Source organism: Guptibacillus hwajinpoensis, from assembly GCF_020524165.1.
Classification (GTDB): Bacteria; Bacillota; Bacilli; order Bacillales; family Guptibacillaceae; genus Guptibacillus; species Guptibacillus hwajinpoensis_D.
This window is the reverse complement of sequence record NZ_JAIVKU010000008.1, coordinates 58056-73068: the sequence shown is the minus strand read 5'-3', so window position 1 is coordinate 73068 and position 15013 is coordinate 58056. Positions and strand designations below refer to the sequence as shown.

Below are 15013 nucleotides of genomic sequence, written 5' to 3'. Positions count from 1 at the left end.
CGTCCTGAGCCAGGATCAAACTCTCCGATAGAAAGCTTAATCTAGCTTTTAAAACAATGTTTGTTTCCGTAGAAACAACTACTTACATGGCGTTTCGTTCAGTTTTCAAAGAGCAATTTTTTCTTTCAATGTCGTTTTCAGCGACCAAACCATCATATCATGATGTGTTTGTTAGTGTCAACAACTATTTTTAGAAAAGATGGTGGGCCTGAGTGGACTCGAACCACCGACCTCACGCTTATCAGGCGTGCGCTCTAACCAGCTGAGCTACAGGCCCATCTTTAATGGAGCGGGTGATGGGGATCGAACCCACGACATCAGCTTGGAAGGCTGAGGTTTTACCACTAAACTACACCCGCAATATTGATGGTCGGGAAGACAGGATTTGAACCTGCGACCCCTTGGTCCCAAACCAAGTGCTCTACCAAGCTGAGCTACTTCCCGACATTTTGTTAAATAAAATATTATGGTGCGCCCGAGAGAAGTCGAATCCCTAACCTTCTGATCCGTAGTCAGACGCTCTATCCAATTGAGCTACGGGCGCATATTATATTTGGTGCGGTTGAGAGGACTCGAACCTCCACGGGGTCTCCCCCACTAGCCCCTCAAGCTAGCGCGTCTGCCATTCCGCCACAACCGCACATCGTTACTTGATGAAACATTAACTTTAAAAAGAAATTGGTGCGGGTGAAGGGACTTGAACCCCCACGTCGTAAGACACTAGATCCTAAGTCTAGCGCGTCTGCCAATTCCGCCACACCCGCAAATTAAGTGGTGAGCCATGAAGGACTCGAACCTTCGACCCTCTGATTAAAAGTCAGATGCTCTACCAACTGAGCTAATGGCTCAACATGGCTGGGCTAGCTGGATTCGAACCAGCGCATGACGGAATCAAAATCCGTTGCCTTACCGCTTGGCTATAGCCCAACAATTTATATAATCAGGTTTATTTTAAAATTAATGGCGGTCTCGACGGGAATCGAACCCGCGATCTCCTGCGTGACAGGCAGGCATGTTAACCGCTACACCACGAGACCTTTATAACTGATTACATATCATGTTGTTGAAACATTTTTTCAAAATCATGTTGGTGACCCGTACGGGATTCGAACCCGTGTTACCGCCGTGAAAGGGCGGTGTCTTAACCGCTTGACCAACGGGCCATGAAAATGGCGGAGAAGGAGGGATTTGAACCCTCGCGCCGCTCGCGCGACCTACACCCTTAGCAGGGGCGCCCCTTCAGCCACTTGGGTACTTCTCCGTTTGGCTCCACAGGTAGGATTCGAACCTACGACCGATCGGTTAACAGCCGATAGCTCTACCACTGAGCTACTGTGGAATAATGTTTAAGTTGTTGTCTCCGTCATCGGCGACATTTAATATAATAACTCATTCAGCAAACAAAGTCAATAGCTTTTTTAAAATTAATCATTTACTATGTATTCGTTTGGGACTTGCTCTCCGAAGAGACTTTATTAATTTACCACATACAATCTAGGTCGTCAATAACAAGTTTTAATAAACTTGAATTAACTTCCCTCTGCACTTTCCGCATACGTAACGTGAGGTGTCCATCCTTCTTTTCCTTCTATACTTCGTCTTACATTCTCTACACTCATAGAAATACTTGAATGCCTCGATCCTCCGTTGACCTGGCACCACCTGACAGTATCGGGAGCCCCCGACTTCTTTTAGAAGTTCTTTGAAATCTTTATCCTGATGTTTGTACCCCTTTTTCTGAAGGTGCAGATGATAATGGCAAAGCTCATGTTTAATAATACCGACAAGTTCCTCTATCCCAAATTGATCATAATGCTTTTTATTAAACTCGAGATTGTGAGAACGAAGCAAATATCGCCCACCTGTGGTTTTCAATCGGGTATTGAAGAAAGCCTTATGGCGAAAGGCAAGTCCAAAAAATTCCTCAGATATTGATTCAACTAAATGTTGTAATTCTTTTTCGGTCATATGGGTTTCTCCCTTCTCATACGAACACACACAAGCTGTTTCTCATAAACTAATTTACATCATCATTTACAACGTGTCATTACTTAAGGGGGAGATGAAGTTGCCTGTTTGGTTCAAAAAGCAATTAAAACAAGCTTACCTTGAGAAAAACCGACATCAAATCAAACTATTAAACCAATGCTGGTTTTTCTATAAAAGAAAGCACCACCCCTGAGGGCAGTGCTAGTGCTTATGATGGTTGAAGCATGGTTAAAGCAATGCGCTCGCGCTTGAGGTCCACTTGATCAACCCAGACAGTCACAACTTGCCCGACGTGGACGACTTCCATCGGGTTCTTCACATAACGATTCGTTAACTTCGAAATATGAACAAGCCCATCTTGTTTTACCCCTATATCAATAAAGGCACCAAAGTCAACGACATTCCTAACTGTCCCTTCTAATTCCATCCCCTGCTCCAGATCTTCCATTTTCAAGACATCTGTCTTTAAGATCGGCTGCGAAAGTTCGTCTCGAGGATCTCGACCAGGCTTTTGTAGAGAAGCCACAATATCTTTTAACGTTATTTCACCTATATTGAGAGCTGCGGCCGTATCTTTTATGGATATTTCAGAAAGAGACTGCACAAGTTTTTCTGTTCCAATGTCCCCCGGCTTACAATCTATCTGTTCTAGGAGTGCCTTGGTAACGTCATAGCTCTCCGGGTGAATCTCCGTTTGATCAAGAGGCTGTTTTCCTCCCATGATTCTAAGGAAACCGATACACTGTTCGTATGTTTTTGCACCTAGTCTCGGAACTTTTTTTAACTGCACACGACTTGTGAACTTTCCTTCTTCATCTCGTTTTTTAACAATATTCATAGCAACGGCCCTAGACAGTCCCGCTACATATTGTAAAAGCGATACTGAAGCTGTATTTACGTTAACACCAACCTGGTTTACAGCTGTTTCCACGACAAAGGTTAGTTGATCATTTAACTTTTTCTGTGATACATCGTGCTGGTACTGCCCAACCCCGACAGATTTTGGATCAATTTTCACTAGCTCTGCCAGTGGATCTTGAACTCTTCTTGCAATGGAAACCGCTGAACGTTCTTCGACTTGAAGATCTGGAAATTCCTCACGTGCAAGGTCAGAAGCTGAATAAACACTTGCCCCTGCCTCATTTACAATAAGATAAACCACCTTTTGTTCAACTTCTTTAATGACATCCGCAATAAACTGCTCTGTTTCACGTGATGCAGTACCGTTTCCAATTGCAATCATTTCAATGTCGTACTCATCGATCATTTTAATCACAGCTGCTTTTGACTTTTCAACTTCCGACTTCGGAGGTGTCGGATAAATAACCGATACTTTTAACATCTTTCCTGTATCATCCACAACAGCTAGTTTACACCCAGTTCGATAGGCAGGATCCACACCAAGGACTCGTTTTCCCTTTAGTGGTGGCTGTAGTAAAAGATGTTTTAAATTCTCAGAAAAGATATGAATGGCCTGGTCTTCAGCTCGTTCCGTTAACTCTTTTCGTATCTCCCTTTCCACTGAAGGTTGAATAAGTCGTTTGTAACTATCAATAATGGCTTCTTCAAGGACCGCCACACAGCCCTCTTTTTGATTTTTAATGGTTTTTCGTTTTAAATAGTCGTGAATTGAGTCGGTCGGAGGCGTAATGGATGCTCGTATAACTTTTTCCTTTTCTCCTCTATTAATGGCGAGAATACGGTGTGGGACAATTTTAGATATGCCTTCTTGATAGGAATAGTACATTTCAAATATTTGTTTAGGATCTTCTTCTTCTGATTTAACAGCCGTTTGAAGGAGTCCGTGTTGATACGTTCTCGCTCTTACCCATTTTCGAGCCTCAGCATCATCGGAAATCCATTCTGCAATGATATCTTGCGCTCCTTGAATGGCATCTTCCACCGATAAAACTTCATTTTCTTCTGATATGTAATTCTTAGCAGCCTGAGATGGGTCGTCACTTCCCTCCTCTACGATCCATTGGGCAAGAGGTTGTAATCCTTTTTCTTTGGCAACGGTAGCCTTTGTCCGCTTCTTTTGTTTGTAAGGACGATAGATATCTTCTACTTCTTGAAGTTTTGTAGCAGCTTTTAGTTGTTGCTTTAGTTCATCTGTTAATTTATCCTGCTCTTGAATAAGACGAATCACTTCTTCTTTCCGCTGATCCAAATTCTGAAGGTATGTCCACGCTTCTTGAATATCTCTTAGCTGAACTTCATCGAGCCCACCTGTTAACTCTTTACGGTAACGAGCAATAAAGGGAACCGTATTCCCATCATTTAATAATGTAATTACTTCTCTTACACTTCGTTCAGCAAGCTTCAAATTTTGAGCAACTTTACGAAAGTGTTCCGATTGTTTTTGCTCTACTGTCATTTCCAAAACAATTCCTCCTTAAGAGCCATTCCATGCTAGTATCAGTTTACCGGATAAGTCGATCTGTTAAAAGCTTCCCTCTAAAAAACCACAATTAATCCGATCATGTCTCTTTATAATGAAAATAAAAAAAGTTCTTCCTATATCAAAATGGAAGAACTTTTTTATACTGTTTTCCCTACAAGTAAAGTGATGTCATCATTTGTAGATGGCAGCGTATCGGTTAAATGTTGAAACGATTCATGCACGGAATCAAAACGAGCAATCATGGAATAGTTTTTTGAACTAATTTGAACGCCATCAGAGTATGTGACAAACGAAGAACCTGAAGGATAATCAATTGTTTGCACTTTCACTTTCTGAAGCTTACCTGACAAGTAACCTGAATAAGAGATCGGTCGAAGGATTTTTCCATCTGGTTGATAGATAATCAAATTAATATTACCTATGCCACTATACTCAAGTTGTCTCGTTTTTAAATCAAGCTTAAAAATCGAAAGAACACACCCTCGTTTTCCTCTCATCTCTTCATTTGCACGAATCATTAACGCTTCGACATCTTCATCTTGATATTTCTTAACGGCATTAATAGCAGCTAGAGATGAATCCTTGGCCATATCACCACTGCCAAGTCCATCAGCTACAGCGCAAATAAAATAATCTGATGTTTCAGCTACATAATAGCTGTCCCCGCACAACTGATTACCCGCCTTTGGCTTTTGGTACGCCGCCACCGTAAGCTTTTCAAATTGATGATGATGGATCATGACTAGAAAGCCTCCGTTGGTTCAATTCGGATCGCTTGTCTTAACTTTTCAAGCGCTCTTCTTTGCAGACGGGAAACATGCATTTGTGAAATACCGAGCTTCTCACCCGTTTCTTTCTGACTCATATTCTCGAAGTACGTACAATTCAAAATTTCTTGTTCTCTTTCTGTTAGAACTGCAAAAGCTTTCTTAAGAAGCATCTGTTGGTCTACAAGATCAAATCCTTGTTCCTGATCGCCAACGAGATCGAGTAAGGTAACAGTGCTTCCTTCTTGATCAGCTTCAATTGAACTATCGACAGAGAGTGCTTGATAGCTTTTGCCCATCTCCATTGTCTCTAGTACTTCTTCCTCAGATACGTTTAAATACTCAGCAAGTTCGTCGACCTTTGGAGAACGTTGAAGTTCATTTGTTAGTTCTTCGACTGCTTTTTTGATACGAGGCCCAAGCTCTTTGATCCTTCTTGGAACATGCACGCTCCACGTTTTATCTCGAATAAATCGTTTGATTTCGCCAACGATGGTTGGCACGGCGAAGGATTCAAAACTTCTACCAAATTCAGGATCGTAACGACGAAGCGCAGCAAGTAATCCGATCATACCTACTTGAGAAAGATCATCGTGAATGCTTTTCCCTTTAGAAAACTTACGAGCGAGTGATTGAACGAGATCTTGATATCGTTCCACTAACTTCAACTGAACGACTTCATCTGTAGGATCCTTTTGGTATTGTTCAATCCATTCATATACTTCGTTGTTGTTATTATTGCGGGGATGAGGAGATTGTGTCGGCATCTACTTCCACCCCATCTCTGTGGAGGAACTTCGTCATCATGACTACTACTCCGTCCTCTCCACTGATTTCCACTTTATCCATCAGTGATTCAATCAGAAATAGTCCCAATCCTCCCTCACTGAGTTGTTCTACTGACTTATCACTATCAACCGGTCCTAGTTTTTCAGAAACCTTTGTATAGTCGAAGCTTTGTCCACGATCTAGTACCATCATTTCTAGACGATCTTCATAGATACCAAAACCAATCGTGATTTGGCCTTTCTCATCTTCTTTATAAGCGTGGTTTACAGCATTTGTACATGCCTCTGATAGAGCAATTTTAATGTCTTCAATTTCATCGTACGAGTAGCCCATTCGGTTCGCAATTCCAGATACCGTCAATCTTGTCACACCAACAAATTCTGCTTGTGCAGGGATTTTCATTTCAACAAAATCTGAAATGTTTATCACTTTGATCCCCCCTTTACGTCTTCAATGTCGATCACTTCATCGAGTCCAGTGATTTCGAAAAGACGCTGTACGCGTGAAGTCATTCCTGTCAATTTCAGCGAGCTACCGTGCTCTTTAGATGATTTCAGCGCACCAACAAACACACCTAAACCTGTGCTATCCATATAATTAACATCACTAAGATGAACGAGCGTCTCATGACCTTCTTTACCAGTAAGCGGAAGCAGAGCTTCTCGTAACTGAGGCGCTGTGTAAGCGTCAATCTCCCCACCTATATGTAAATGATGTGTATTCTCATGATCTTCTTGTTTGATCTGTAAATTCATAACATTACCCCCTGTTAGGTTGCTTCTAATTTTTAGTTAAAGCCATTATTTCCTTATTCCACTTTTAGAAAGAAGTTAAACCTCGCGTCGTAAAATAACAAGGGTGAAATCATCTCTGAGTTCAAACTCTTGCAAACGCTCCAGTTCTCGGTAAACCTCTTCCACAATTTCTTGTGCTGAGAGGTGAATATATTTACGAATCAACGCTACGATTTCATCACGTTCAATAAAACCATTTGTCGAACGGCATTCAGTAACACCGTCAGAAAGCATGATAACCATATCATTTCCATTAAGTACGCGCTGGTATTCTTGATATGACGTTTTCTTTGATACTCCTAGAACAAGCCCTCTTGTAAAGAGCTCTTCAAATTCATCCTTTTCTGCATCGTAAAAAAAGCCCGGCTCATGACCGGCTCCAGCGTAATAAAATGAATGAACCCTTGGATCATACAAACCATAAAACATGGTAATGAACATATTAGGATCAACATTTTGCTCCACTACGCGGTTAAGGTTCTCAAGAACTGCTCCAGGCTGCATTCGCTGTTCAGGCGCACTATCCATTGTGTACTTAATCATACTCATACATAGTGCAGCAGGAATACCTTTCCCAATGACATCCGCAATCGCTACACTTACACAATCATTTTCATCTTGAACAAAATGATAGTAATCCCCGCTCATCTTCTGGGCGGGTTTACTAATCGCGCCAATATCAAGATTTGGGACTTCTGGTTTGTCGCCCGCTAGCAACGTTTGTTGCATATTAGCAGCAATCTCTATTTCAGATTCTAACTGCTGCTGACGACTACGAAGACTTTGGTGTTCTCGATAGGCAAATCCATATCCAATCATCATTTCAAGCAAAAAATCATAAGAGTTTTTAAGTTGCTCAGGTATATCAGGGAAAAGTTCCTCAAGAACACTTACATGGAGACTGACTGCTTCTTCAGGGGATATCTTCTGCTCAATCATCTTCCGACTAAACTGCTGCCCCTTATATAACGTTTGTTCAGACTGCTCTTCTAAATAGTTTTCTAAAATTGCTTTATACTTTTGATATTGAAGATCTCGGTCGTCCATTATGCTCGATCCTCCTTAACGGAGCCATTTAATAGAAGTGATAACTGTTCCTTCGTTCTCTTTTGAATCAATTGTAAATTCATCCATTAATCGTTTAACTCCAGGTAAACCAGCTCCAAGACCCCCAGATGTTGTAAAACCATCTTCCATTACTTTTCTAATGTCTTTAATTCCTGGACCCGAGTCGGATGCTTCAATTTTAAGTCCAAATTTCCCACCGTTTTCCACACGTTCAATGGCTACTGCGCCATTTCCAGCATAAAGGTATATGTTACGCGCGAGTTCAGAAATAGCTGTTGTAATACGAGCTTGATCGACCGTGCCGAAGCCAAGTTCTTTCGCAATATTCCTTCCTGACTGCCTCGCCTTCACGATATCCCATTCATTTCGAACTTCCACACAGGATTGGATATTCATAACTTATCCCCCCAATTCCTGTTGTAATTTCTCTAACCCCTGTTCTAAATCTAATGCAGTCGGGACATTTTTCATCATAATACCTAAATCAATTAGCGTAATAGCAACCGCAGGTTGGATTCCTGTCAGTACTACTTTTGCCCCCATTAAATTTGACATGCGCACAACATCGCCTAAAACCTTAGCAATGAAGGAATCAATCATATCGACAGATGTTAAATCAATTACAACGCCCTTTGCTCCTGTTTCGTGTATCTTCTCGAGCAAATCCTCCTGAAATTGAAGTGCTGTTTTGTCATCGAGATCAACTTGAATTGTAATTAATAAATATTGATTCAGTTTTAATATAGGAATTCGCATGGTCTTCCCCCCTTACTCAATCTCAATCATTTTGCGTTTTGTCATTTCTAATGCAGTTTTCATGCCTTTAAATAACGTGCTTTTCGTTGGGAATTGACCAAGGTCAATCCCAAGGTTAACGATTGTTTGAGCAATTTCTGGTCTGATTCCGACTAAAATACATTGTGCTCCAACAAGACGAACGGCTTCTGCTGCCTGAATAATATGATGAGCTACCATAGTATCGACAACAGGAACTCCAGTAATATCAATAAGCACAACTTGTGATCTATGTTTAATGACACCCGTTAATAAGTTCTCCATGATCAACTTCGCTCGTTCAGTATCAATGGTTCCAATTAGAGGCATCACACTAATGTTTTCAAACACGGGAATTAGCGGTGCTGATAATTCCTGTAAAGCCACTTTTTGAATTGAAACAGTATTTTCCCAGTTCTTCGCACTTTCATTAATCAGCTGGTTTACAATCGGGTCAATCCAACGATCAATTTCGTCGTACATACTGTACACTTTGTCATTAGATTGATTCGCATCAAGTAGAACTGCTAAAATAATTCGACGGAACGTTTGCAGTCCTTGAGTTATATAGCTAAGTCTCCAGCCTATTTTCATCAAATGTTCCGCAAACTGCGTCATTCGATCAGTAGGCTTATGAACATTTTGTTCTATATGCGTGTAAATAATTTCAAACAGCTCTTTGTTCGTTTCTTCATATGCTGCATCCGTTATTGATTGTAGCCGATGCTCATCACGAACCCTTTCCATTTCATCCATCCATCTGGTATAGATTCGTTCGCGACTTTCATTCAATAATTGTATGACTAACTTGTCCATCTTGCTCCTCCCTACGATCTTTCTACATTCATTTATCTTCTCATTACAAGAAACGTCTCGCAATCATTATGCTTTCCTATTCTTAGCACATTACATCATTTTCATCTTAACACACTTTTCGACATAACTAGAAAATTCCCTGCTCCCCTTATTACTAAATGTTCGTATTCGAAAGGGATCGATATGTCCTTATTCATTTTATCAGCTTTAAAAGGATAGGAAGCGATACAAAAAAAACTGCTCATAGGAGCAGCTTCGCTTGGGTATTATACGTTTTCAAAAATCAATAAGTCCAAGGCTGATCTGCAGGGCTTCTTGTACCCGTTGCATCATACCCTCATCAAGGTGAGTGATTTTATCAGTTAGACGCTGTTTATCAATAGTACGGATTTGTTCAAGCAGTATAACCGAATCACGTTCAAATCCATAGCGCTTCGCATCGATTTCGACATGAGTGGGAAGCTTTGCCTTTTGAATTTGTGCAGTGATTGCAGCAACAATGACAGTAGGACTAAAACGATTCCCAATGTCGTTCTGAATAATCAAGACAGGTCTTACGCCACCTTGTTCAGAACCTACAACAGGAGAAAGGTCAGCAAAATACACATCACCTCGTTTGACAATCAAGCCATTACACCCCGCTTACTAAGCGGTCCACGGTGTGCTCTGCTTCCTCCTCAACAAGAAAGGCTTCTGCTGCAAGGTTCAAGTTAATCTTAGCCATCTCCATGTACCCCTGGCGCATGGCGTCACGAATTTGTCGCTTCTTTCGTTCGCGAATATACATTGTCGTGGCCTGTGATATGAACTCGTTACGATCAAGCTGTTCCTGTTGAATAATACCATCCACCTCATTTAAAATATGTTGTGGGAGAGTTACAACAATCGATTTTTTGTTTGCCTCTGACACAAACATACACCTCCGAAGCACTGCTACTCATATTGTATTCCACCATTAATCTTACCATTGCACGCGACGCATTGCAAAACAACTTTCCACAAGACTATTTCATCATATTCTTGCAAAATCCTTCTTTTATTTTACTATTTTTTTAAAATTGTATTCATTACGCCTTTTTTTTCTCCATTTTCATGAAAAAGTCTCGGAACACGCGGTCCAATCATACAAGGAATTTCATAGTTTATCGTCTCAAGTCGCTCAGCAATGTCATCTATTGTAATTTCTTCTGAACCCTCTTTCCCTATCAACGTCACTTTCGTACCGACCTCTACTTTCGAGGGTAAGCGAACCATGAATTGATCCATACAAATGCGTCCAACAATCGGAGCACGCTCCCCGTTCACCAAAACATACGCATCACTTAACTTGCGTATCCATCCATCAGCATATCCAATTGGAATCGTTCCAATCCATTCGCCCTCTGATGTGTGATACGTAGAGCCATAGCTTATTGGTTCACCTGCCTTCATTTTTTTCACGTGCACAAGCTGACTGTGTAAACGAAAAGCAGGCTTTAACTCGAACGGTTGAATTGGCTTCATTTCTTGAGATGGACTCAAACCATACATTGAAATACCTAAACGAATTAAATTCCCTACCCGTTTTGGAAGGCGGATTGATCCAGCACTATTTCCAAGATGGATCCACCTTGGTTGCAAACCGTTCTTATTAAGAAAAGAAACTAACGTTTCAAATTTCTCAATTTGAATTTCAATAAAAGGATTGTTAGGTTCATCAGCTGTTGCAAAGTGCGTATAAAATCCTTCTACATGAAAACAAGAATGTGTAGCCAAGTACTCGATAAGTCTTTTAGCTTCATATTCTTCTTTTATTCCAAGTCGTCCCATTCCCGTGTCAATTTTCAAATGAATGTTTAGTAGCGTCGTGCCTAATACACCTGCAGCTTCCTCTAACCATTTTTCTTGAAAAACAGTAAGGGTAATGCCATTCATAGCCGCTACCTTGGCATAGATAGGCGGAACCCATCCCAATACAAGAATTGGAGCTTCGATGCCCGATTCACGAAGAGCAATGGCTTCATCTAGAATTGCCACAGCTAAATAGTCAGCACCTGCATGCAATGCCTTCTGTGCCACCGCTACAGCTCCGTGTCCATACCCATTCGCCTTTACAACAGCCATAACGGAAACTTCATTCGATACGTATTTTTTATATGATTTTACATTCTGTTCAATAGCATCTAGATCTACCTCAGCCCATGTTCCACGATAAAACGCCTGATTGTCCATTCCAACTTCCTCCCACAACAATACACTCTGCCCTCTATTTTAGGAGATTTTAAGAAAAGCGCAAGCGTCTTGTTTATCCCCGACTAGCTTAAGACAGATCTCAATGTGGTGTTTTACCACAATGAGATTTGACTTAAGACCTCGAGGGGATAGACGCTGGAGCTAGACAATAAAGCGCAAGCGTCTTGTTTATCCCCGACTAGCTTAAGGCAGATCTCAATGTGGTGGTTTTACCACAATGAGATTTGACTTAAGACCTCGAGGGGATAGACCAGTACTCCCCAGTTCCAAAAAATGGTCCAGCCATTAATCATAGCTGAACCTCTTAGAAGTATTATTTAATTTCCGTCATGCCGTACACCGACCTCGCAACGGCGGCCATCTCTTCCTGAGATAAATCAGTTGATGCAAGGAAGAAATCAACCCCATTATGATGCCAGGACACGGTCGTATCCGTCATAATTCCCATTGTAAATCCTAAATCAATTGGTTGCCCATCACTAACGCTAACCGGAGCACTCGTTTCGAGGGCAGCCTCACTTTTCTCTTCAATTAAAGTAAATGATTTTTCGCCAGTAAAGCTTAGCATCACTTTATTTGTTGCCACTTCTTTCTCATCAGTTAGCCCAGTTCCTTGTGGTTCATACATTGGATACACGACTTCAAATGGCTCATTCGTTGTCGCTAGTACCGGTACTTCTAGCTGAGCTGCAGTCATGTTTCGCTCCATATCAAAAGCACCTTTATCAAATGAAGCGTTGAATTTCATATTCGAAAATTCAATATCAACAAGTGGCTTTTGATCCTGATTCATAATGGTTACTTTTTCTGGGGCAAGGTCTTTTTTATTTAATTGAATCGATTGTGTCGACAAGTTTTTATTTTGATAATTTGTTTTCGTTGTGAACACATAATCATTTTCCTTCGCCTCAAATTGAGCGCCAGAATCATTTAAGATATCCTGAACGAGTGTATTATAGAGATAGGCCTGACTTCCATTTTCTGGCCAATCACTTTGGAAACGAAAACTTTTATTTAAGGCAGGAGTAAGAACAAAAACCCCTTCATCGTTTCTCAAGATGATTTGACTTTGTTCTTTTGATTCATTTTTCAATTCAACTCGATAATAAGATGGCTTTTGATACCAAATCTCCACATCATAACGCTGAGGTTCTTCTCCTGTTTCAAGCGTCATTTTAGCATTAACTTTGTAACCTTCCATTTCATTCAGTTTCTTATCAAGGGCATTTACAACGTCTTCCTGACTTTTTTGACCGCAACCTGCAAGCGCCACAAGCATTAATATGCCGATTAGTAGAACAGCACCGAACTTTTTCACTCTATCCCCAACTCCTTTGCCTCATTTAAAACGACAAAGGAGGTTCCTGTATGGTGAAAAACCTATCCGTGATGTTGCTTAAGAAATGAATGCAGAACGGTTGGTATTGTAGCAATGACGTCTGTTGCCAGTACATCGAGAGTTGAATGAGCTGTTTGCACCAGAGTGTCTGCTGATTGGCCGTGTAAATAAACCGCATTGCTAATCCCCTCTTGAATGGATGTGCTGTGCATGACAAAGGCAAGTATCATACCCGTTAATACGTCACCCGATCCCCCTTTAGCAAGGGCCGGATTACCTGTTGTATTCACATACTGACTTCCATCAGGGGCAGTCACAATCGTATAGGGGCCTTTCAACACAAGATAAACACCGAACTCTTTTGCAAATGCGCGCGATATGTCGAACCGCTTGCTTTGCACTTCTTTGATCGACAAACCAGTTAACCTGGCCATTTCACCAGGATGAGGTGTCAATACAGTTGGTGCTTTTCTTATCTTCAGACGCTCTTTCAATTCTGATAAGTGGTACAAAGCATCTGCGTCCAAAATGAGGAGTGAATCCGTCGTTAATGTCGTTTCAACGATTTGTTTACACCCCGATTTCCTTCCAAGTCCTGGTCCAACGGCAATACCATCAAAAGGGGCGAGATCCTCTGAAATTTCACCAGAAAAAAATCCACTGTTAGATGGCCACCCCTGAAAGATCGTTTCAACTACGGTTCCCGATGTCACCGAAAGGATCTCCTCTGGAACAGATGCCTGTATTAAACCAGCTCCGCTACGATAGGCTGCTTTCGCTGTCATAATTGGAGCGCCAACCATTCCTCTTGATCCGCCAATTACGAGACCTTTTCCATGGCTTCCTTTATGAGAGGATGCCGATCGATTAGAAAGCGTGCGATGGACGTCTGACTTTTCCCAGATTACTCGATCACATGATGAGAAACCTGCTTGGGGGAGACCAATGTCAACAACCTCTCGTTCTCCATAGAAATCGGCATCAGGGTAAAGGAAGGCTCCTATCTTTGGGCATTGAATGGTATACGTATAATCAGCACGAATAGGCTCGCACCTCTCATCGTATCCGCCATCTGCCTGTAAACCACTCGGAAGGTCGACTGATAATACCGTCGCAGAGGATGAATTTACCTGCCGAATGACATCATCATACGGTGGTCGAACAGCCCCTGATAGACCGAGCCCTAATAGGCAATCAATGATAACGCCATACTGTGGAAGCGTGTCGATAAATGCTTTCCCATCTTCATACGCCTCCCATGTGTATGTGAGATTCTGATAAATGTCTAGATGAGTTTTAGCATCGCCCTTCACTTTAAATTGAGGTGGAATTAACCAAAGATCCACATCAAACCCAAACTCTTTTAGATACCTTCCAAGTACAATGCCGTCGCCTCCATTATTCCCTGTCCCAATTAATAGAGCGATTCGCTCATTTTTACGGAGTTTGCTCTTCATCGCTTCAAAGATTGATTTCCCCGCATTCTCCATCAACATGGCACCAGCTATTCCAATCTCCTCCATGGCAAACCGGTCCGCTTCATACATTTCTTCTCCGGATACGATTCTCACAACAGGTCCCTCCTGACCGTGGTAAATTATATGAGGCAAGTCTCCATCATATGCAGACTAGCTTGACGAGCATTCAATAACGATCTGTGCAACCGCATGTTCCTTTGTATGCGAGATAGAAATATGTACGATTTCATTTTCATCCTTTGTTTCGATATAAGGCGCACCTTCTACCGATTTCAAGACACAAATATCTTGCCAACTAAGCTTTCCAATCCCCGTTCCTCTTGCTTTTGCATAGGCCTCTTTAGCAGCAAAACGGCCAGCAAGAAATTCAATACTTCGATGGCCAGTTAATAAGTGATAGGTACCTAACTCACTTTCTGTTAGAATACGTTTTGCAAACGAATCATTTCGTTTAACGGCTTTTTTTATACGCTCAAGCTCAATCATATCAATTCCAATTCCTTTTATCATAACAAAACTCCCTCGTACTAAATCTTAGAAAGTTAGCATAGTGTTTTCAATAG

At 41.4% G+C, this 15013-nt stretch carries 17 protein-coding genes and 12 tRNA genes; 1 reads left to right on the top strand and 28 read right to left on the bottom strand.

What is annotated here, in order from left to right; genetic code table 11:
* Positions 1 to 200: 200 nt before the first annotated feature.
* From LC090_RS20790 to LC090_RS20730, 13 genes are all read right to left on the bottom strand, one after another.
* Positions 201 to 277: transfer RNA gene (locus LC090_RS20790), tRNA-Ile, on the bottom strand.
* 8 nt (positions 278 to 285) lie between these two features.
* Positions 286 to 359 (bottom strand) — tRNA-Gly (locus tag LC090_RS20785).
* An 8-nt stretch (positions 360 to 367) separates the two neighbouring features.
* A tRNA-Pro gene (locus tag LC090_RS20780) sits at positions 368 to 444 on the bottom strand.
* 23 nt (positions 445 to 467) lie between these two features.
* A tRNA-Arg gene (locus LC090_RS20775) sits at positions 468 to 544 on the bottom strand.
* A gap of 10 nt (positions 545 to 554) precedes the next feature.
* Positions 555 to 640 (bottom strand) — tRNA-Leu (locus tag LC090_RS20770).
* 39 nt (positions 641 to 679) lie between these two features.
* Positions 680 to 764: transfer RNA gene (locus tag LC090_RS20765), tRNA-Leu, on the bottom strand.
* An 8-nt stretch (positions 765 to 772) separates the two neighbouring features.
* Positions 773 to 848: transfer RNA gene (locus LC090_RS20760), tRNA-Lys, on the bottom strand.
* Positions 849 to 852: 4 nt separating this feature from the next.
* Positions 853 to 927: transfer RNA gene (locus tag LC090_RS20755), tRNA-Gln, on the bottom strand.
* A 34-nt stretch (positions 928 to 961) separates the two neighbouring features.
* Positions 962 to 1037 (bottom strand) — tRNA-Asp (locus tag LC090_RS20750).
* Positions 1038 to 1088: 51 nt separating this feature from the next.
* Positions 1089 to 1163: transfer RNA gene (locus LC090_RS20745), tRNA-Glu, on the bottom strand.
* A 7-nt stretch (positions 1164 to 1170) separates the two neighbouring features.
* Positions 1171 to 1261, bottom strand: a tRNA-Ser gene (locus LC090_RS20740).
* A 3-nt stretch (positions 1262 to 1264) separates the two neighbouring features.
* Positions 1265 to 1339 (bottom strand) — tRNA-Asn (locus LC090_RS20735).
* 176 nt (positions 1340 to 1515) lie between these two features.
* Positions 1516 to 1968, bottom strand: coding sequence for a SprT family protein (locus LC090_RS20730; protein ID WP_226660039.1), 453 nt, complete (start codon positions 1966 to 1968; stop codon positions 1516 to 1518).
* Between the two features lie 100 nt (positions 1969 to 2068).
* On the opposite strand from LC090_RS20730, the gene cmpA reads away from it, so the two are divergent.
* A complete protein-coding gene (gene cmpA / locus LC090_RS20725; protein ID WP_226660038.1) occupies positions 2069 to 2182 on the top strand; it encodes a cortex morphogenetic protein CmpA in 114 nt (37 codons plus the stop codon).
* A 15-nt stretch (positions 2183 to 2197) separates the two neighbouring features.
* Here the strand turns inward: cmpA and LC090_RS20720 are convergent, their stop codons facing one another.
* The 15 genes from LC090_RS20720 to acpS all read right to left on the bottom strand — a co-directional run bounded on the left by LC090_RS20720 (position 2198) and on the right by acpS (position 14960).
* Positions 2198 to 4366, bottom strand: coding sequence for a Tex family protein (locus LC090_RS20720; RefSeq protein ID WP_226660044.1), 2169 nt, complete (start codon positions 4364 to 4366; stop codon positions 2198 to 2200).
* A gap of 164 nt (positions 4367 to 4530) precedes the next feature.
* Complete coding sequence (locus tag LC090_RS20715; RefSeq protein WP_226660037.1) at positions 4531 to 5133, bottom strand: PP2C family serine/threonine-protein phosphatase; 603 nt, start codon at positions 5131 to 5133, stop codon at positions 4531 to 4533.
* A gap of 2 nt (positions 5134 to 5135) precedes the next feature.
* On the bottom strand, positions 5136 to 5927 hold the full coding sequence (gene sigB / locus LC090_RS20710; protein WP_226660036.1) for an RNA polymerase sigma factor SigB: 792 nt from the start codon (positions 5925 to 5927) through the stop codon (positions 5136 to 5138).
* Positions 5896 to 6351 (bottom strand): anti-sigma B factor RsbW, encoded by a 456-nt coding sequence (gene rsbW, locus LC090_RS20705; RefSeq protein ID WP_048313049.1) that lies wholly within the window; start codon positions 6349 to 6351, stop codon positions 5896 to 5898. The genes sigB and rsbW overlap by 32 nt, the downstream gene beginning before the upstream one ends.
* Before the next feature lie 23 nt (positions 6352 to 6374).
* On the bottom strand, positions 6375 to 6704 hold the full coding sequence (locus tag LC090_RS20700) for an STAS domain-containing protein (RefSeq protein ID WP_224599389.1): 330 nt from the start codon (positions 6702 to 6704) through the stop codon (positions 6375 to 6377).
* A 75-nt stretch (positions 6705 to 6779) separates the two neighbouring features.
* Positions 6780 to 7790, bottom strand: coding sequence for a PP2C family protein-serine/threonine phosphatase (locus LC090_RS20695; protein ID WP_226660035.1), 1011 nt, complete (start codon positions 7788 to 7790; stop codon positions 6780 to 6782).
* Positions 7791 to 7805: 15 nt separating this feature from the next.
* Entirely contained in the window at positions 7806 to 8207 is a 402-nt protein-coding gene (locus LC090_RS20690) for an anti-sigma regulatory factor (RefSeq protein WP_226660034.1), read from the bottom strand.
* Between the two features lie 3 nt (positions 8208 to 8210).
* On the bottom strand, positions 8211 to 8567 hold the full coding sequence (locus tag LC090_RS20685) for an STAS domain-containing protein (protein ID WP_048312990.1): 357 nt from the start codon (positions 8565 to 8567) through the stop codon (positions 8211 to 8213).
* 12 nt (positions 8568 to 8579) lie between these two features.
* On the bottom strand, positions 8580 to 9401 hold the full coding sequence (locus LC090_RS20680; RefSeq protein ID WP_226660033.1) for an STAS domain-containing protein: 822 nt from the start codon (positions 9399 to 9401) through the stop codon (positions 8580 to 8582).
* 276 nt (positions 9402 to 9677) lie between these two features.
* Entirely contained in the window at positions 9678 to 10028 is a 351-nt protein-coding gene (gene ndoA / locus LC090_RS20675; protein ID WP_048312992.1) for a type II toxin-antitoxin system endoribonuclease NdoA, read from the bottom strand.
* Positions 10029 to 10032: 4 nt separating this feature from the next.
* A complete protein-coding gene (locus LC090_RS20670; protein ID WP_048312993.1) occupies positions 10033 to 10317 on the bottom strand; it encodes a CopG family ribbon-helix-helix protein in 285 nt (94 codons plus the stop codon).
* A 128-nt stretch (positions 10318 to 10445) separates the two neighbouring features.
* Entirely contained in the window at positions 10446 to 11612 is a 1167-nt protein-coding gene (gene alr / locus LC090_RS20665; protein ID WP_226660032.1) for an alanine racemase, read from the bottom strand.
* A gap of 334 nt (positions 11613 to 11946) precedes the next feature.
* Positions 11947 to 12951 carry a LolA family protein gene (locus tag LC090_RS20660; RefSeq protein ID WP_425590683.1) on the bottom strand — a complete coding sequence of 335 codons (1005 nt, stop codon included), beginning with the start codon at positions 12949 to 12951 and terminating at the stop codon, positions 11947 to 11949.
* 62 nt (positions 12952 to 13013) lie between these two features.
* Positions 13014 to 14543, bottom strand: a complete 1530-nt coding sequence (locus tag LC090_RS20655) for an NAD(P)H-hydrate dehydratase (RefSeq protein WP_226660031.1) — start codon at positions 14541 to 14543, stop codon at positions 13014 to 13016.
* 57 nt (positions 14544 to 14600) lie between these two features.
* A complete protein-coding gene (acpS, locus tag LC090_RS20650) occupies positions 14601 to 14960 on the bottom strand; it encodes a holo-ACP synthase (protein WP_226660030.1) in 360 nt (119 codons plus the stop codon).
* Positions 14961 to 15013: the final 53 nt, after the last annotated feature.